The following is a 16721-nucleotide window of genomic DNA, read 5'->3' on the forward strand; positions in this document are numbered from 1 at the left end:
CCTGGCGAGGGCCGTGTCGGTCCCTGGCCTGACGGTGGTCGCTCATACGCTGAATCCATGAGTACGTGGCATCAGGAATTGGGCGTCTTCGATCTGGAGACCACCGGCATCGATGTGGAGACGGCGCGCATCGTCACAGCGCACGTCGGACTCCTCGACCACACCGGCACGATCGTGCAGCGCCAGGACTGGCTCGTCGACCCCGGCGTGGAGATCCCGGCCGGCGCCACCGCCGTGCACGGCATCACCACCGAGCACGCCTCCACCAACGGGATGCCCGCGGCCGTCGCGACCGCCCAGATCGTGGATGCGCTGCGGGAGCTCTTCAGCCGCGGCATCCCGGTGGTGGCGTACAACGCGCCGTACGACTTCACCCTGCTCGACCGCGAGGCGCGTCGTCACGGCGTCTCCCCGCTCGTCTCCCCCGGCCCCATCGTCGACCCGCTCGTGATCGACAAGGCGGTCGACAAGTACCGCAGGGGCAAGCGCACCCTCGAGGTCACGGCCACGTACTACGGCGTCGACCTGACCGACGCCCACGATGCGGGCGCCGACGCCATCGCCGCCGGACGGGTCGCCCAGGCGCTCGCCCGCGTGCACACCGAGGCGCTCGCCTTCGAGGCCGCCGAGCTGCACCGGATGCAGGTGGACTGGTGCCGCGAGCAGGCCGCAGACTTCCAGGAGTACATGCGCCGCGTGCGCGACCCCGGCTTCACGACCTCCGGAGCCTGGCCGCTGCGCTGAGGTCCATGCATCCGGTTGTATTTCTGTCGGTTGGCTTAGAATCTGCTGATTGGTACCATAACGGGTATGAGCGATTCAAACCTCAACCCGCAGCCACTTCCTCCTGAGCAGCAGCCGCAGAGCCAGCAGCCATACCAGCAGCCGTACCAGGGCGCTCCGGCCGCCCGCGGCTACAACACGATGGCGATCGTCGGCTTCATCCTGGCGTTCTTCGTCAACATCGTCGGCATCATCCTCGGCTTCGTCGCCCTCTCCCAGATCAAGCGCACCGGTGAGCAGGGCCGCGGCCTCGCCATCGCGGCGATCATCATCGGCTTCGCCGAGATCATCATCGGCATCATCTTCTTCGTGATCCTCGTCGCGGTCGTCGCGGCGAACCCCAACACGTACACCTACTGAGCCACCACTCGATAACAGCCCAGCCAACGACGAAGGCCCCGACCAGAACGGTCGGGGCCTTCCTCGTTGGCGTGTGTTACTTGCCGAAGTTCTTGTAGCGCGAGTTGAACTTCTCGACGCGACCGGCGGAGTCCATGATGCGCTGCTTGCCCGTGTAGAACGGGTGCGACTCGGACGAGATCTCGACGTCGATCACCGGGTAAACGGTGCCGTCTTCCCACTCGATCGTCTTCTCGCTCGTGACGGTCGAACGGGTGAGGAACACCGCACCCGAGGCCAGGTCGCGGAAAACCACCGGAGCGTAGTCGGGGTGGATGTCAGTCTTCATCAGGACTTCCTTGTTGCGTAGTGAATTGTCGGTTGTGGCCTGAGCATCGAAGGAATGCATCGAGCCCAGCGCGGAAAGTAGGTCGGCTGGTGGGCCAGCTATCGAGTTTAGCAGATGTTCAGTCAGCGGAGCCGCGACGCGCACGAACGCTGTAGCGTCCGTCCAGTTCGGTCAGCTCCACGTCCACGCCGAACGTCTCGCCGAGACGCTCCGCCGTGATGACCTCGTCGAGCGTGCCCTGCGCGGCCACGCCCCCGTTGGCCAGCAGGAGTGCCCTGTTGAAACCGAGCGGGATCTCCTCCACGTGGTGGGTGACCATCACGATCGCCGGAGAGTTCGGGTCGCTCGCGTATCCGCCGAGCAGCTGCAGCAGCTCCTCGCGACCGCCGAGGTCGAGGCTGGCCGCCGGCTCGTCGAGCAGCAGGATCTCGGGGTCGGTCATCACCGACCGCGCGATCTGCACGCGCTTCTGCTCTCCGTCGCTCAGGCTGCCGAAGGTGCGCTCCGCGAGGTGGTCGAGGTTCCACTCGCCGAGGACGCGGCGGGCGCGCCTCTCGTCGATCTCCTCGTACTCCTCGTTCCAGCGACCGGTCACGGCGTACGCGGCGGTCATCACCACGTCGAGCACCGTCTCCGTGCGCGGGATACGCCGGGCAAGCGCGCTCGACGCGAAGCCGAGGCGCGGGCGCAGCTCCGACAGGTCGCTGTGACCAATCGGCTCGCCGAGCACTTCCGCCTCACCGGAGGTGGGGTGCAGCGCGGCGGCGGCGATCTGCAGCAGCGTCGTCTTGCCTGCGCCGTTCGGGCCGAGGACGACCCAGCGTTCGTCGGGCTCCACCGTCCAGTTCACCGAATCGAGAACCGTATTCCCGTCGCGGACGACGGACACATCGTGAAGCTGAAGAACGCTGGACATACCCTCTAGCCTAGCGGCGCGATCAGGCCAGGACGGACCGGTACAGCTCCCGTGTCTGCTCCGCGATGGAGGCCCAGCTGAACGCCGTCTCGGCCCGCAGCCGGCCGGCGCTGCCCATCAGAGCCGCACGCTCCGGGTCGCCGACCACCTCGGTCAGCGCCGCCGCCAGGTCGGCGACGAACGCATCCGGATCGGTGGGCGTCCCCGTGCCGTCCGTGGCCTGCTCGATGGGCACCAGGCGCCCGGTCACGCCGTCCACGATCACCTCGGGGATGCCTCCCGTCGCCGTGCCGACCACCGGCAGCCCGCAGGCCATCGCCTCGAGGTTCACGATGCCGAGCGGCTCGTAGATGGACGGGCAGACGAACACGGTGGATGCGGTCAGCGCCACCCGCAGCTCCTCCTGCGACAGCAGCCTGTCGATCCAGACCACACCGTCGCGCTCCGCCTGCAGCTGCTCGACGCCGCTGCTGACCTCCGCCATGATCTCCGGCGTGTCCGGCGCTCCTGCACAGAGGATGACCTGCACCTCCTTCGGCAGCATCCTGGCGGCGCGCAACAGGTACGGCAGGCCCTTCTGCCTGGTGATCCTGCCGACGAAGATCACGGCGGGACGGTCGGGATCGATGCCGAGCGCTCTCGCCCGGTCGTCGTCGTCGAGCGGCTGCCAGCGGTCGAGGTCGATGCCGTTGTAGATCACGGTCACGCGCTCCGGGTCGAGCGCGGGGTATGCGGCCAGGATGTCGCGGCGCATCCCCTCGCTCACCGCGATCACGCGGTCCGCGGCCTCGAACGCCGTCTTCTCCGCCCAGCTCGACACGCGGTATCCGCCGCCGAGCTGCTCGGCCTTCCAGGGCCGCAGCGGCTCCAGGCTGTGCGCGGTGACGATGTGCGGGATGCCGTGCAGCAGCTTCGCGAGGTGGCCGGCACTGTTCGCGTACCAGGTGTGCGAGTGCACCAGGTCTGCTCCCCCGCAGTCCTGCGCCATCTGCAGGTCGACGCCGAGTGTGCTGATCGCGGCATTCGCGCCAGCGAGTTCATGCGGCACGCGGTATGCGTGCACGTCCTCTTCGGTGCGCGGCTCGCCGAAACAGCGCACCTGCACCTCCGTGTCCGTGCGCAACGCCCGGACGAGTTCGGTGACGTGCACACCGGCTCCGCCATAGATGTCCGGCGGGTATTCCCGGGTCAGAAGATCAACGCGCATGTCGTGAACGCTAGTACAGGTCGCATGTTGCCTCTACTGTGGTGGCATGGCAGGCAAGAAGATCTTCGGCATTGTTCTCGCGGGTGGCGAAGGGAAGCGGTTGATGCCGTTGACGGCAGACCGCGCGAAGCCGGCCGTTCCGTTCGGCGGGCAGTATCGACTCATCGACTTCGCGCTCTCGAATCTCATCAATTCGCAGCTGCGCCAGATCGTCGTCCTGACCCAGTACAAGTCGCACAGCCTCGACAGGCACGTCTCGCAGACGTGGCGGCTCGACGGGATGCTCAACTCCTACATCGCGTCCGTGCCCGCCCAGCAGCGCCTCGGAAAGCGCTGGTTCAGCGGCTCGGCCGACGCGATCCTGCAGAGCCTCAACCTGCTGCGCGACGAGAAGCCGGACATCGTGGTCGTCGTCGGCGCCGACCACGTCTACCGGATGGACTTCGGCCAGATGATCGAGGCGCACATCGCGTCCGGCGCTCCCGCGTCCGTCGCGGCGATCCGCCAGCCGATCGGCCTGGCCGACCAGTTCGGCGTGATCGAGGTCGACCCGGAGCGCCCGGACAGGATCGGCGCGTTCCGCGAGAAGCCGAGCGACCCGATCGGGCTGCCGGACTCGCCCGGCGAGGTGCTCGCCTCGATGGGCAACTACGTCTTCGACGCCGACGCGCTGATCGACGCGGTCGTGCGAGACGGCGACCGGCCGGACTCCAACCACGACATGGGTGGAGACATCATCCCCGACTTCGTGGCGCGCGACGAGGCGGCCGTCTACGACTTCAACCGCAACGACGTTCCGGGCTCGACCGACCGCGACCGCTACTACTGGCGGGATGTGGGAACGATCGACTCGTTCTTCGAGGCCCACCAAGACCTCATCTCCGCCCTCCCGGTGTTCAACCTCTACAACCGCGAGTGGCCGATCTTCAGCCAGGTGCTCAACTCGCCTCCCGCGAAGATCGTGCGCGACGGCCGCGGAGCGCTCGGCACGACCATCGACTCGATCGTGTCGCTCGGCTCGGTGATCTCGGGCGCCCACCTGGAGCGCAGTGTGCTCGGACCGTGGGCGACCGTCGACTCCGGCGCCAAGGTCGTCGACTCGGTGGTCTTCGAGCGCGCGGTGATCGGCGCGAACGCGTTCGTCGGCCGCGCGATCCTGGACAAAGACGTGGTGGTCGCGGAAGGCGCATCCATCGGGGTCGACCCCGAGCGCGACCGCGCACGCGGCTTCACCGTCACCGACTCCGGGCTCACCGTGGTCGGCAAGGGAGTGCACGTCGTTCCATGACCGGCAGGAGCACCACAGCAACAGCAGCACGTTTCCTCGTCGTCCTCGACGCAGACTCGACCCTCATCCACGACGAGGTCATCGAGCTGCTGGCCGAGGAGGCCGGCGCACGCCGGGAGGTGGCGGAGGTCACCGAGCGCGCGATGCGCGGAGAGCTGGACTTCGAGCAGAGCCTGCGCGAGCGCGTCAAGACGCTCGCCGGGCTGCCGTCCTCCGTTTTCTCGCGGGTCGGTGAGCGCATCACGGTGACGGACGGCGTCCCGGAGCTGATCGCCGGGGTGCACGCGGCGGGCGGGGTGGTTGGTGTCGTCTCCGGCGGCTTCCACGAGACGCTCGACCCGCTCGGAGAGCGCCTCGGCCTCGACCACTGGCGCGCCAACCGCCTGGAGGTCGTCGACGGAGTGCTGACCGGAGCCGTGACCGGCGGGGTCGTGGATGCGGAGGCCAAGGCGTCAGCACTCCGCGCGTGGGCGGAGGACGCCGGCATCCCGCTGGCTCAGACCGTCGCGATCGGCGACGGCGCGAACGACCTCCGGATGATGGCGGTGGCCGGACTGTCCGTCGCGTTCAACGCGAAGCCGGCGGTGCGGGCAGCGGCCGATGTCGTGGTGGATCGTCAGGATCTGTCGCAGGTGCTTCCCCTGCTCGGGTTGCGCGGCTGACCTCCGCGCGCGTCTTCGCCCTGTGCGTGGCGCGCCTGGTCGGCACCGCGATCAACGCCAGCAGCGCGATCAGCCCGACGAACAGCCACGGGCTCCGGATGTTCGCCATCGCCTCCCCGACGCCCGGCACCGACCACACCAGGCGCTGAGCACCGTTCGTGACGTCGTACGGCGTCGCGTCGTCCGCGTGGTTGGCGTCGCCGCGCATCCGGATCAGCCGGAGGTCGCCGTGGCGCTCCATGCCGACCACGCGGTGCGTCACGAGCTTGCCGTCGCCGGCGCGCGGCGCGCCGATGACGTCTCCCACCCGGATGTCGTCCGCAGAGACGGGCACGGTCAGCGCCAGCGCACCCGCCGGGATGCCGGGCGCCATCGATCCGGTCTGGAAGATGATCGGGCGCACCCCGGTGACGAACGCGACGGCGCCCAGCACCAGGCAGAGCAGCCCGACGATGGCCGCGACGTTGAGCGTGATCCGCGCAGTGCGCCCGAGCGGCCGCCCAGCCCACGAGCGCGCCCGCGCGGTCGTCACGGCCACCCGACGACGAACACCGGAGCACTGAACGTGTTCCTGCTGACCGTGTCGTCCGTCCCGAGCTGCCCGGACGTGTTCGATCCTGTCGCAGAGAAGGCGCCGTCCTGGCCGATGAACAGGGTGTGGGCGTTTCCCTCCGCGAGCTCTGCGACCGACGACCCGCCCGGAACGGGCACCGGCGTCGGCGTCGCGCGGTCGACGGTGTCCCCCAGCCCGAGCTGCCCCGACGTGTTCAGCCCCCAGCCGTAGAGCACTCCGTCGTCTCCCCAGGCGAAGTACGAGCTCGGGCCGGACTGGGGCAGGCTGGCGACGGCGTGCCGGATGGCGACACCGGCGAGAGTGCTGTTCTGGGTGAAGGCGAACGTGGTGTCTCCGCTGAACAGCCGCCCGTCCGCCGTCCAGGCGAACACGATCGCGTCGCCGGCGTCGATGCCGGCGGCGGTGCTGTCCGTCGGAAGCCCGCTGAACGTCACACCCGCGGCGGCATTGAAGAACGAACCCCAGCCCAGGACGGTCGTCGCCCCATCGGTCAGCGCCGTGCCGAAATGCCGCCCTGCGGCCGCGCTCGTCACGACCCGGCTGTCGATGCCCTGGGCCGTCACCCGCGCGGGAGTGAGCTGAATCCCCGTGCCCGTCCGTCCGAGCCTGCCCCCGCCGTTGTTGCCCCAGGAGAACAGCCGGCCGTCGCCCGTCCAGGCGAGGAAGAAGAAACCGCCGGACGAGACACCCACTACATCCTGGCCGGAGAGCGCGGGGATCAGGCCGGGTACGGCGCCGCTCGGCGCGATATCGCTGCTGCCCCAGGTGTACACGTCGCCAGTGCTGGTCAGGGCGATGGATGCGTTGACGCCCGCCGAGGCGGAGACCACGGACGCTCCGCCCGGCATCGGGACGAACGTCGGCGTATCGCGCGCCGCGCTGTCCCCCAGCCCGAGCTGCCCGACATCGTTCGCTCCCCAGGCGTACAGGGTGCCGTTGGCCGTCCAGCCGAGAGAGAAGTCCACCCCCGCCTCGATTCCGGCCAGCGGCACAGGGGCGGCTGCCGTGGAGGCGAGCGTCGTCTCGACCCCGCCGGTGTCGACGAAGGCCGCAGACGACGCGGGGACGGTCGCCAGCACGAGCAGCCCGGCGACTCCGAGCAGGGAGATGCGTCCGAGAGCCCTCATCCGTCGATCCTCCGTTCCGTCCTGCGACGCACGGCGACCCGCGCGACCGCTCCGAGCACGAGCAGCGCCACCGCGAGGAAGACCACGCCGGAGACGTCGATCCCGGTGTGCGGGAGCTGGACCGGCGGCTCAGCCCCGATCGGCGGACGGACCACCACGCCGCCGGCGCACTGATCGGGACTGAGCTGCGTCGCGGTGAAGAAGAGCGTCGCCGTTCCGCTCTGCGCCTGATACTCGTTGCCGGCCTCCGCGGGGAAGTCGGCGGTGACGTGCACCGTGGCCGTCGCGTGCGCGGCCAGGGCGTCGGCGACGCCGGGACAGCCGCCGCTCCCGGCGTCCGGCGTCACCGCGAACGACACGACGAGGGGATGCGCGCCCTGGAAGAGCTGACCGTCGCGCGTCACATGGTCGCTCAGCTGGACGGGGTACGGAGCACTGTTGGTCACCGTGACCGTCTCATCCACCGAGTCGCCAGGCTTCAGGTCGCTGAACACCAGCCCTGGCGGGTCTGAGATCAGCGACGACCGCTGGACGGACATGACTGCTTCCATCGTGCATCCCCTCGTCGTCGTTCCGGCTACGCCTGCGTGGCCGTGAAGGGGAACACCACCGACACGCTCTGCCCGGCCACATCGGTGGCCGCTGCCGGGTCGAGGGTCACTTCGAGGTGGAGCGTGCGCCCGTTCGCCGAGCCGCCGGATGCGATGTCGAGCGCCGAGAACGTCGCACCGGTCAGCGGTCCGCTGTAGAGCGTCGCGGAATCCGACGTGTCGGTGATCACGATGGAGAGGTCGTCCTCCAGCGCTGAGGCCGGGGTGCCGGCCGAGTTCGTGATCTGCGGGACCGCGAGAGCGAGGTCCGCGTCGATCGTGCCCGAGTTGAAGACCTGCAGATCGCGGGAGACCGTGGCTCCGGGTGCCAGGTTGTCGAAACCCGCGCTGAAGTCGACCAGGTAGTTCGTGGGATTGCCGTCCTGATCGTTGTCGAACTTCAGGTCGAGCGAGCCCGACGTGAACGTCGTCTCCACGTTGCCCGTGTCCGTGAACGCCGCGAGCGTCATGCCGACCGCTGCCGTCAGGACGATGCCCATCGCCGCCAGGACCTTGAACTTGGGAGTAAGCGTCTTCGCCATTGTGTGCCACCTCCAGATAGAGCGCTGTCGCGCTGCACGGGATGCGGAGGTGCCGGCGAACCTACGCCGTCCGCATCCCGATTGCGCGCCAACCTATCCCGGTCGGTGACATCAGAGCTAGTTACATTGACATTTGTATGTCAGTATTCCGATATAGGTTTAGTGTCCCATACCAAGACCGCCGTCGACAGGAATAACGGCGCCCGAGATGTATCCGGCGTCCTCCCCCGCGACCCACGCGACGACCTTGGCGACCTCGCCGGCCGTGGCGAACCGTCCGGCCGGGATGTTGCGCTTGTATTCGGCCTGCTGCGTTTCCGGCAGCGCTGCGGTCATGTCGGTCTCGATGAAGCCGGGCGACACGACGTTGGCGGTGATCCCGCGCCCGCCGAGCTCCCTGGTGATCGAGCGGGCCATGCCGACCAGCCCGGCCTTCGACGCCGCGTAGTTGACCTGCCCGGCGCTGCCGTAGAGCCCGACGACGCTGGAGATGAAGACGATGCGGCCGAACCTGGCCTTGAGCATCCCCTTGGATGCGCGCTTGACGATGCGGAACGAGCCGCCGAGGTTGGTGTCGACCACCGTGTCGAAGTCCTCGTCGGTCATGCGCATCAGCAGCGTGTCGCGGGTGATGCCCGCGTTCGCGACGACGACCTCCACCGGCCCGAGCTTCTCCTCGATCTCCGCGAAGGCCGCGTCGACGGCCGCGGAGTCCGTGACATCGGCGCGGACGGTGAGCGCGCCGTCCGGGCCCTCCCCGGAGCGGGCCGTGACGGCCACCCGGTGGCCCTGGGCCAGGAACTCCTCCGCGATGGCGTAGCCGATGCCGCGGTTTCCTCCTGTGACGAGCACGGTGCGCTGGGTAGTCATGCATTTTCCTCTCAATAGAAACGCTCACCAGTTTATGGACGTAGTCTTGGTGCAACGCACATGAAGCAACCACACCCGTCGATCACGAATCTTCCGCTCTCCCCCGACGAAGAGCGACGACACCGGATGATCAAGTATTCGGTCGCCATGGGCATCCGTGTGGTCTGCATCTTCGCGATCCTGTTCGTGCCGGGCTGGTGGGCGATCATCCCGCTGATCGGCGCCATCTTCCTGCCGTACTTCGCCGTGGTCGTCGCCAACGTCTCGACCGACCCGCGTCGAGCGGAAGTTCAGCGTCCGGGGAATATCCTTCCCATGACCCCTCCACCACCGGCGGGACGAGCAGACGACGATTCGAGAGGCACGCACGAGTGATCGGCTTCGGTGAACCGGAACCCCTGACCTGCTCGCGCGCGGGCTGCCGTGAGCAGGCCGCCTGGCGCATCGAATGGCGCAACCCGAAGATCCACTCGGAAGACCGCGTGAAGGTCTGGCTCGCCTGCGACGAGCACGTGGACTATCTGAGAGAGTTCCTGGGCGCGCGGGACTTCCCGCTGAGCGTGCATCCCGTCGTGCCCCCGGTGGCCGAGAGGACGACGGCGTGAGCGGCAGCGGTGGCTGGCGGTTCGCGTTCTCCCGTCGCTGGCTGGGCTACCTGGCGTTCGCCGTCGCGTTCGCGATCGCCTGCGGCTGCCTGTCCGCCTGGCAGCTGGCCCGCAGCAAGGAGGCGGCGGCGGCCAACGCGCTGATCTCCGACAACTTCTACTCGAAGCCCGTCCCGCTCACCGACGAGCTCGGCTCCCTCACCGCGTACTCCCCGAAGCAGGAGTGGACGCGCGTGCAGGTCACCGGCACGTACCAGAAGGACGACGAGCTGCTGGTGCGCAACCGCCCGTTCAACGGCAGCCCCGGGTTCGAGGTGCTCACTCCCCTGCGCACGGCAGACGGCGCCCTGTTCATGGTCGACCGCGGCTGGGTGCCGACCGGCAACACCACGGATGCGCCGGACAACGTCCCCGCCGCCCCGTCCGGCACCGTCACGGTCGTCGCCCGCCTCAAGGCCAGCGAGCCGGCCATCCCGGGCCGCACGGCCGTCGGCCGTCAGGTGGGCACCATCCAGCTCTCCGTCGTGAAGCAGAAACTCGGCACCGACGACGTGTACACGGGCGCGTACGGCCTGCTCGACTCGCAGAAGCCGTCTCCGGCGTCGACGCCGACCCCCACGGTCACCGACCCGCCCACCCAGGATGAGGGACTGCACTGGTCGTACATGATCCAGTGGATCATCTTCGCCCTGATCGGCTTCTTCGGCCTCGGCTACGCGCTCCTCACGGAGTACCGCAAGCGCAACGAGCACACCCCGGAGGAGCAGGCGAAGGCCGCAGAGCGCCAGCGGAAGCGGGCACTCAAGCGGACGGACTCCGACGTGGAGGACGAGCTGATCGACGCGACCCGCTAGGCGCGACGCGCTAGGCCAGCGAGATCAGTTCCAGGTAGTCCCTGTTCCAGTGGTCCTCGACGCCGTCGGGCAGGATGAGGACGCGCTCGGGGTTCAGCGCCTCGACGGCACCCTCGTCGTGACTGACCAAGACGACGGCGCCCTCGTAGTGCGCCAGCGCATCCAGGATCTCCTCGCGGCTCGCGGGGTCGAGGTTGTTGGTCGGCTCGTCGAGCAGCAGCACGTTCGCACCGGAGACGACGATCATCGCGAGGGCGAGACGCGTCTTCTCCCCACCGGACAGCACGCCGGCCGGCTTGTGCGAGTCGTCGCCGGTGAACAGGAATGAGCCGAGCACGCGGCGCGCCTCGGTCTCGGCCAGGTTGGGTGACGCGGACATCATGTTCTGCAGCACGGAGCGGTCGACGTCGATCGTCTCGTGCTCCTGCGCGTAGTAGCCGATGCGGAGGCCGTGACCGGGCTCCACCTGGCCCGTGTCGGGCTTGTCGACGCCGGCGAGCATCCGGAGCAGCGTGGTCTTCCCCGCACCGTTCAGCCCGAGGACGACCACCTTGGAGCCGCGGTCGATCGCGAGGTCGACGGCGGTGAAGATCTCCAGAGAGCCGTAGCTCTTGGACAGGTCGCTGGCCTGCAGCGGGGTGCGGCCGCAGGGTGCGGGCGTCGGGAAACGCAGCTTGGCCACGCGGTCGACGGCGCGCACGTCCTCGAGGCCGGCCAGCAGCTTCTCCGCGCGGGCGACCATCTGGTGGGCAGCGGCGGCCTTGCTCGCCTTCGCGCCGAACTTGGCGGCCTGCAACTGCAAGACGCCCGCCTTCTTCTCCGCGTTGGCGCGCTCCTTCTTGCGGCGCTCCTCGTCGGCTGCGCGCTGGCGCTGGTAGTGCTTCCAGCCCATGTTGTAGATGTCGATGACCTGACGGTTCGCATCCAGGTAGAAGACGCGGTTGACGGTCTCCCCCACCAGCTCCACATCGTGCGAGATGACGATGAAGCCGCCGGTGTAGTTCTTCAGGAACTCGCGCAGCCAGATCACCGAGTCCGCGTCGAGGTGGTTGGTCGGCTCGTCGAGGATCATCGTGCGCGCGTCGGAGAACAGGATGCGTGCCAGCTCGATGCGACGCCGCTGACCACCGGACAGCGTCTTCAGCGGCTGGTCCAGGATGCGGTCCGGCAGGTTCAGGTTGCTCGCGATCGACGCGGCCTCCGCCTCGGCGGCATACCCGCCGAGCATCTGGAAGCGCTCCTCCAGCGACCCGTACTTCTTCATTCCGGCGGCGGACACCTTCTCGTCCGAGCTCGCCATGTCGAGCGTCGCCTGCTGCATCCCGAGCACGATCGACCCGAGGCCGCGGGCGTCCAGGATGCGGGTGCGCGCCAGGTCTTCCAGGTTGCCGGAGCGCGGGTCCTGCGGCAGGTAGCCGAGCTCCTCCGTGCGATCGACCTTTCCGCCGTTCGGCAGCAGGTCGCCGGCCAGCACCTTGGTGAGCGTGGTCTTCCCCGCTCCGTTACGGCCGACGAGACCGATCTTGTCGCCGGGCGCGACTCGGAAGCTCACGTTCTCCATGAGCAACCGGGCTCCGACTCGGAGCTCGAGGTCTTGCACGGCAAGCACAGTCAATCCATTCGTTCGTTCGTTCGGGAAAAGCGTCGTTCACGCCAGTGGTCCCGGAGCGCGCGCGAGCTGCTGCTCGCGGCGGTCCGGGACCACTCGCACGGTGTCTTGCTAGATGGCGAAGCCGAGCGCGCGCATCATGTCGCGCCCGTCGTCGGTGATCCGCTCGGGACCCCACGGCGGCATCCACACCCAGTTGATGCGGAACGCCTCGACGATGCCGTCGAGCGACTCTGCGGTCTGCTCCTCCAGCACGTCGGTGAGCGGGCAGCCTGCGCTCGTCAGGGTCATCGAGATGATGAGGGCGTTGTTCTCGTCATCCCAGGCCAGGTCGTAGATGAGGCCCAGGTCGACGACATTGATCCCGAGCTCGGGGTCCATGACGTTCTTCAGCGCCTCTTCGACCTGGTCGAAGAGCGCGGGGCTCAGCGTGGCGGGCATACCGGAAGCCTACGCCTCTGTCAGCTCGGCGGCGTCGGCCTTGGCCGGCTCCGGAGCATCCACGAAACGGTCGTAGCCCTCTTCCTCGAGCCGCTCTGCGAGCTCGGGGCCGCCCTGCTCCGCCACACGGCCGGCGACGAAGACGTGCACGAAGTCCGGCTTGATGTAGCGCAGGATGCGCGTGTAGTGCGTGATCAGGAGGATGCCGAGGCCGGTGTTCTCCTTGGCGCGGTTGACGCCCTCGGAGACGACCTTGAGCGCATCCACGTCGAGGCCGGAGTCGGTCTCGTCGAGCACGGCGAACTTCGGCTTCAGAAGCTCGAGCTGCAGGATCTCGTTGCGCTTCTTCTCTCCGCCGGAGAAGCCCTCGTTGACGTTGCGCTCTGCGAAGGACGAGTCCATCCTGAGCTTGCCCATCGACTCGCGGACGTCCTTGACCCAGGAGCGGATCGACGGAGCCTCGCCGTCGATGGCGGTCTTGGCGGTGCGCAGGAAGTTGGTGTTGGTCACACCCGGGATCTCGACCGGGTACTGCATGGCCAGGAAGAGGCCGGCGCGGGCGCGCTCGTCGACGGTCATCGCGAGGACGTCTTCGCCGTCGAGCGTGATGGTGCCGCCGGTGACGGTGTACTTCGGGTGCCCGGCGATCGTGTACGCGAGAGTGGACTTGCCCGAGCCGTTCGGGCCCATGATCGCGTGGATCTCGCCTTCGCGGATGGTCAGGTCGACGCCGTTCAGGATGGGCTTGACGCCCTGCTCCGTCTCGACGGTGACGTGGAGGTCGCGGATCTCAAGGACTGACATGGACTAAATCTCTTTCGTTGCGTTCGGGTCGATGTAGACGTCACCGTCGATGAGCTCGACCTGGTAGACGGGGACCGGCTCGTACGCCGGTAGGTTCATGGGCTTGCCGGTGAGGAGGGAGAACTGCGAGCCGTGCGCCCAGCACTCGAGCGTGTCGCCCTCGACGAAACCCTCGGACAGCGAGATCTCGCCGTGCGTGCAGGTGTCTCCGATGGCGTGGACGTCTCCCGCCGAGTCCTTGACGACGGCGATGGGGGTGCCGTCGACGACGACGCGGGTGGCCTGGTCGACCACCAGCTCGTCGGCGGAGCAGACGCGCGTGCCCATCAGCTCCCCACCGTGACGATGGACGAGAGCTCGGCCTCGATGGCGTCCTGCAGGCGCTCCTGCAGCGCGGGAGAGCCGATCTGCTGCACGATCTCGCCGAGGAAGCCGCGGACGACCAGGCGGCGTGCCTCGTCCTCCGTGATTCCGCGGGACTGCAGGTAGAACAGCTGCTCGTCGTCGAAACGGCCGGTGGCGCTGGCGTGGCCCGCCCCGACGATGTCGCCCGTCTCGATCTCCAGGTTCGGCACGGAGTCTGCGCGGGCGCCGTCGGTGAGCACGAGGTTGCGGTTCTGCTCGTAGGTGTCGGTGCCGACGGCCTTCGGGCCGATCAGCACGTCGCCGATCCACACGGTGCGTGCCCCGTCGCCCTGCAGCGCGCCCTTGTACGTGACACGGCTGCGGGTGGCCGGTGCGTCGTGGAAGACGTACACCTGCTGTTCGAGGTGCTGGCCGGCGTCGGCGAAGTATGCGCCGAACAGTTCGGCGTCCGCCCGCTCGCCCGCGAGGTGCGCGGACGGGTTGAGCCGCACCACGCCGCCGCCGAGGGTGACCGCGACGTGCTTGAGCAGCGCATCCTGGCCGATGGTGGCGAAGTGCGTGGCGACGTGCAGTGCGTCGTCGTCCCACTCCTGCACGGTCACGACGGTGAGCTGGGCGCCGGCGCCGAGCAGGAACTCGACGTTCTCGGTGAGGTGCGCCGCCCCGCTGTTCTGCAGAATCAGCGTCGCGCGGCTGCCTGGGGCCGCCTCGACGATGGTGTGCGCTGCGCGGGGTGCGCCGCCCAGTGCGGACCTGGTGAGGGTGAACTCCTTGGCGTCGTCTCCCGTGACGGAGATGAGCAGCGCCTCCTGGAAGGCGGTCCAGGCGTTGGCGGACGCGCGGTCTTCCGGGATGCCTGCGCTGCCGATGCGGGCGTCGTCGCGACCGACCCACTCGGCGGTGACGCCGGGTGCGACGCTCGCGTCGAACACGTACGGCGCGCCGTCCAGCTCGCCGGAGATGAGTTCGGCGAGACGGGCGACCGGCGTGTACTTCCAGACGGCCTCGCGGCCGGTGACGTCCGGGAACTCGGAGACGACAGTGGACTTGAAACGGTCGGAGCGGGTCTGAACGGGCACAGCGCTGCGCATGTGCTTCGGCGCTGCCGTTCCCTCGGTTTCGATTGTCTTCGGGGTGGCGGTGGTCATTTAGCCGACAGAGCCTTCCATGCCCATCTCGATGAGCTTGTTGAGTTCGAGTGCGTATTCCATCGGGAGCTCCCTGGCGATCGGCTCGATGAAGCCGCGCACGATCATGGCCATGGCCTCGTCCTCCGGAAGCCCACGGGACATCAGGTAGAAGAGCTGCTCCTCGCTCACGCGCGACACGGTCGCCTCGTGGCCGAGCTGCACGTCGTCGACGCGGATGTCAATGGCCGGATACGTGTCCGAGCGCGAGATCGAGTCGACCAGCAGAGCGTCGCAGCGCACGGTGTTCGCGGCGTGGTGCGCGTTCGCATCCACCCGCACCTCACCGCGGTAGCCTGCGCGGCCGCCTCCGCGGGCGATCGACTTGGAGACGATCGACGACTGCGTGTACGGAGCCATGTGGATCATCTTCGCGCCGGCGTCCTGGTGCTGGCCGGGGCCGGCGAACGCGACGGACAGGGTCTCGCCCTTGGCGTGCTCCCCCATCAGGTAGATCGACGGGTACTTCATCGTGACCTTGGACCCGATGTTGCCGTCGATCCACTCCATCGTCGCGCCCTCAGCGGCCGTTGCACGCTTGGTGACGAGGTTGTAGACGTTGTTCGACCAGTTCTGGATGGTCGTGTACCGGACGCGCGCGTTCTTCCTCACGATGATCTCGACCACGGCGGAGTGCAGCGAGTCGGACTTGTAGATCGGGGCCGTGCATCCCTCGATGTAGTGCACGTAGCTGCCCTCGTCCGCAATGATCAGGGTGCGCTCGAACTGCCCCATGTTCTCGGTGTTGATGCGGAAGTAGGCCTGCAGCGGGATCTCGACGTGGACGCCCTTGGGGACGTAGACGAACGAGCCGCCGGACCAGACGGCCGTGTTCAGCGCGGCGAACTTGTTGTCGCCGGCCGGGATGACCGTTCCGAAGTACTCCTGGAAGATCTCCGGGTGCTGCTTGAGAGCGGTGTCTGTGTCGAGGAAGATGACGCCCTGCTGCTCCAGGTCCTCGCGGATCTGGTGGTAGACGACCTCGGACTCGTACTGGGCGGCGACACCGGCGACGAGACGCTGGCGCTCCGCCTCGGGGATCCCGAGCTTCTCGTAGGTGTTGCGGATGTCCTCCGGCAGGTCTTCCCAGGTCTGGGCCTGCTTCTCGGTGGACCGCACGAAGTACTTGATGTTGTCGAAGTCGATCTCGGAGAGATCGGCGCCCCAGGTGGGCATCGGCTTGCGCTCGAAGAGCTGCAGCGCCTTGAGGCGACGCTCGCGCATCCAGTCCGGCTCGTTCTTGAGCGCGGAGATATCGGTCACCACCTCTGGCGAGATCCCTCGGCGCGCGGACTGCCCGGCTGCGTCGGAGTCCGCCCAGCCGAACTCGTATTGCCCAAGGCTGTCGAGTTCGGGGCGGTCGATCAGGATGTCTGACATATCTACCTCGTTTCCTTCCACTCGTAACCGGCTATCATTCCGGCTCATTCCCCCCGCCCCGGTCGAATTCACGACTGGCACGAGTGTCCTGATTGTGCGGGTGGCTGGTGTGCGTACCTAAACTGTTCGGAGACTCAGGCATCGTCGCCCCGGCTGCATGGCACTGCAGGCACGCGCCTTTCCAGCGCGTTTCTCGAACCCACCAATTCTACAGGTGCAGACCGGTAA

At 68.0% G+C, this 16721-nt stretch carries 21 protein-coding genes; 7 read left to right on the plus strand and 14 right to left on the minus strand.

Going from position 1 to position 16721, the window contains the following annotated elements; genetic code table 11:
- Positions 1-57 precede the first annotated feature (57 nt).
- Positions 58-744 (plus strand): 3'-5' exonuclease, encoded by a 687-nt coding sequence (locus ACN6M5_RS04390; protein WP_168689489.1) that lies wholly within the window; start codon positions 58-60, stop codon positions 742-744.
- Between the two features lie 66 nt (positions 745-810).
- Positions 811-1143, plus strand: a complete 333-nt coding sequence (locus ACN6M5_RS04395) for a DUF4190 domain-containing protein (RefSeq protein ID WP_434948646.1) — start codon at positions 811-813, stop codon at positions 1141-1143.
- A gap of 76 nt (positions 1144-1219) precedes the next feature.
- Here the strand turns inward: ACN6M5_RS04395 and ACN6M5_RS04400 are convergent, their stop codons facing one another.
- The 3 genes from ACN6M5_RS04400 to glgA all read right to left on the minus strand — a co-directional run bounded on the left by ACN6M5_RS04400 (position 1220) and on the right by glgA (position 3594).
- Positions 1220-1471, minus strand: a complete 252-nt coding sequence (locus ACN6M5_RS04400) for a type B 50S ribosomal protein L31 (RefSeq protein ID WP_085370637.1) — start codon at positions 1469-1471, stop codon at positions 1220-1222.
- A gap of 118 nt (positions 1472-1589) precedes the next feature.
- Positions 1590-2387, minus strand: coding sequence for an ABC transporter ATP-binding protein (locus ACN6M5_RS04405; protein ID WP_434948647.1), 798 nt, complete (start codon positions 2385-2387; stop codon positions 1590-1592).
- Between the two features lie 22 nt (positions 2388-2409).
- A complete protein-coding gene (glgA, locus tag ACN6M5_RS04410; RefSeq protein WP_434948648.1) occupies positions 2410-3594 on the minus strand; it encodes a glycogen synthase in 1185 nt (394 codons plus the stop codon).
- A 46-nt stretch (positions 3595-3640) separates the two neighbouring features.
- Between glgA and ACN6M5_RS04415 the strand changes: the two genes are divergently transcribed.
- Together ACN6M5_RS04415 and serB are read left to right on the plus strand one after the other, a co-directional pair.
- Complete coding sequence (locus ACN6M5_RS04415) at positions 3641-4882, plus strand: glucose-1-phosphate adenylyltransferase (protein ID WP_085370640.1); 1242 nt, start codon at positions 3641-3643, stop codon at positions 4880-4882.
- Positions 4879-5544 carry a phosphoserine phosphatase SerB gene (gene serB, locus ACN6M5_RS04420; protein WP_434948649.1) on the plus strand — a complete coding sequence of 222 codons (666 nt, stop codon included), beginning with the start codon at positions 4879-4881 and terminating at the stop codon, positions 5542-5544. Before ACN6M5_RS04415 ends, serB begins: the two co-directional genes overlap by 4 nt.
- Here the strand turns inward: serB and ACN6M5_RS04425 are convergent.
- The 5 genes from ACN6M5_RS04425 to fabG form a co-directional block, all read right to left on the minus strand.
- Positions 5450-6082, minus strand: a complete 633-nt coding sequence (locus ACN6M5_RS04425; RefSeq protein ID WP_434948650.1) for a S24/S26 family peptidase — start codon at positions 6080-6082, stop codon at positions 5450-5452. The two genes, serB and ACN6M5_RS04425, sit on opposite strands and share 95 nt — an antisense overlap.
- The gene (locus tag ACN6M5_RS04430; RefSeq protein WP_434948651.1) at positions 6073-7245 is read right to left on the minus strand and encodes an RCC1 domain-containing protein; all 1173 of its coding nucleotides are present in this window, start codon (positions 7243-7245) and stop codon (positions 6073-6075) included. Before ACN6M5_RS04430 ends, ACN6M5_RS04425 begins: the two co-directional genes overlap by 10 nt.
- Positions 7242-7784, minus strand: coding sequence for an LPXTG cell wall anchor domain-containing protein (locus ACN6M5_RS04435; protein WP_434948652.1), 543 nt, complete (start codon positions 7782-7784; stop codon positions 7242-7244). Before ACN6M5_RS04435 ends, ACN6M5_RS04430 begins: the two co-directional genes overlap by 4 nt.
- A gap of 38 nt (positions 7785-7822) precedes the next feature.
- Complete coding sequence (locus ACN6M5_RS04440; RefSeq protein ID WP_434948654.1) at positions 7823-8377, minus strand: TasA family protein; 555 nt, start codon at positions 8375-8377, stop codon at positions 7823-7825.
- 159 nt (positions 8378-8536) lie between these two features.
- The gene (gene fabG, locus ACN6M5_RS04445) at positions 8537-9247 is read right to left on the minus strand and encodes a 3-oxoacyl-ACP reductase FabG (RefSeq protein WP_434948655.1); all 711 of its coding nucleotides are present in this window, start codon (positions 9245-9247) and stop codon (positions 8537-8539) included.
- Between the two features lie 60 nt (positions 9248-9307).
- Here fabG and ACN6M5_RS04450 point away from each other — a divergent pair, with 60 nt between their 5' ends.
- From ACN6M5_RS04450 to ACN6M5_RS04460, 3 genes are read left to right on the plus strand one after another with little or no spacing between them, the layout of a single operon-like run.
- A complete protein-coding gene (locus ACN6M5_RS04450; RefSeq protein ID WP_085371178.1) occupies positions 9308-9622 on the plus strand; it encodes a DUF3099 domain-containing protein in 315 nt (104 codons plus the stop codon).
- Positions 9619-9852, plus strand: a complete 234-nt coding sequence (locus ACN6M5_RS04455; RefSeq protein ID WP_210723939.1) for a hypothetical protein — start codon at positions 9619-9621, stop codon at positions 9850-9852. The genes ACN6M5_RS04450 and ACN6M5_RS04455 overlap by 4 nt, the downstream gene beginning before the upstream one ends.
- Positions 9849-10706, plus strand: a complete 858-nt coding sequence (locus ACN6M5_RS04460) for an SURF1 family cytochrome oxidase biogenesis protein (protein WP_434948657.1) — start codon at positions 9849-9851, stop codon at positions 10704-10706. The genes ACN6M5_RS04455 and ACN6M5_RS04460 overlap by 4 nt, the downstream gene beginning before the upstream one ends.
- Positions 10707-10716: 10 nt before the next feature.
- Here the strand turns inward: ACN6M5_RS04460 and ACN6M5_RS04465 are convergent, their stop codons facing one another.
- From ACN6M5_RS04465 to sufB, 6 genes are all read right to left on the minus strand, one after another.
- Positions 10717-12315 carry an ABC-F family ATP-binding cassette domain-containing protein gene (locus tag ACN6M5_RS04465; RefSeq protein ID WP_168689499.1) on the minus strand — a complete coding sequence of 533 codons (1599 nt, stop codon included), beginning with the start codon at positions 12313-12315 and terminating at the stop codon, positions 10717-10719.
- Between the two features lie 111 nt (positions 12316-12426).
- Positions 12427-12756: a metal-sulfur cluster assembly factor gene (locus tag ACN6M5_RS04470; RefSeq protein ID WP_055893974.1), complete on the minus strand. Its 330-nt coding sequence runs from the start codon at positions 12754-12756 to the stop codon at positions 12427-12429.
- Between the two features lie 9 nt (positions 12757-12765).
- Positions 12766-13560 carry a Fe-S cluster assembly ATPase SufC gene (gene sufC / locus ACN6M5_RS04475; protein WP_085371174.1) on the minus strand — a complete coding sequence of 265 codons (795 nt, stop codon included), beginning with the start codon at positions 13558-13560 and terminating at the stop codon, positions 12766-12768.
- A gap of 3 nt (positions 13561-13563) precedes the next feature.
- On the minus strand, positions 13564-13887 hold the full coding sequence (locus tag ACN6M5_RS04480; RefSeq protein WP_434948658.1) for a non-heme iron oxygenase ferredoxin subunit: 324 nt from the start codon (positions 13885-13887) through the stop codon (positions 13564-13566).
- Positions 13887-15074: a Fe-S cluster assembly protein SufD gene (sufD, locus tag ACN6M5_RS04485; protein ID WP_168689501.1), complete on the minus strand. Its 1188-nt coding sequence runs from the start codon at positions 15072-15074 to the stop codon at positions 13887-13889. The genes ACN6M5_RS04480 and sufD overlap by 1 nt, the downstream gene beginning before the upstream one ends.
- Positions 15075-16493 (minus strand): Fe-S cluster assembly protein SufB, encoded by a 1419-nt coding sequence (gene sufB / locus ACN6M5_RS04490; RefSeq protein WP_434948659.1) that lies wholly within the window; start codon positions 16491-16493, stop codon positions 15075-15077.
- Positions 16494-16721: the final 228 nt, after the last annotated feature.

It is taken from the genome of Leifsonia araucanica (assembly GCF_051161895.1).
GTDB lineage: Bacteria > Actinomycetota > Actinomycetes > Actinomycetales > Microbacteriaceae > Leifsonia.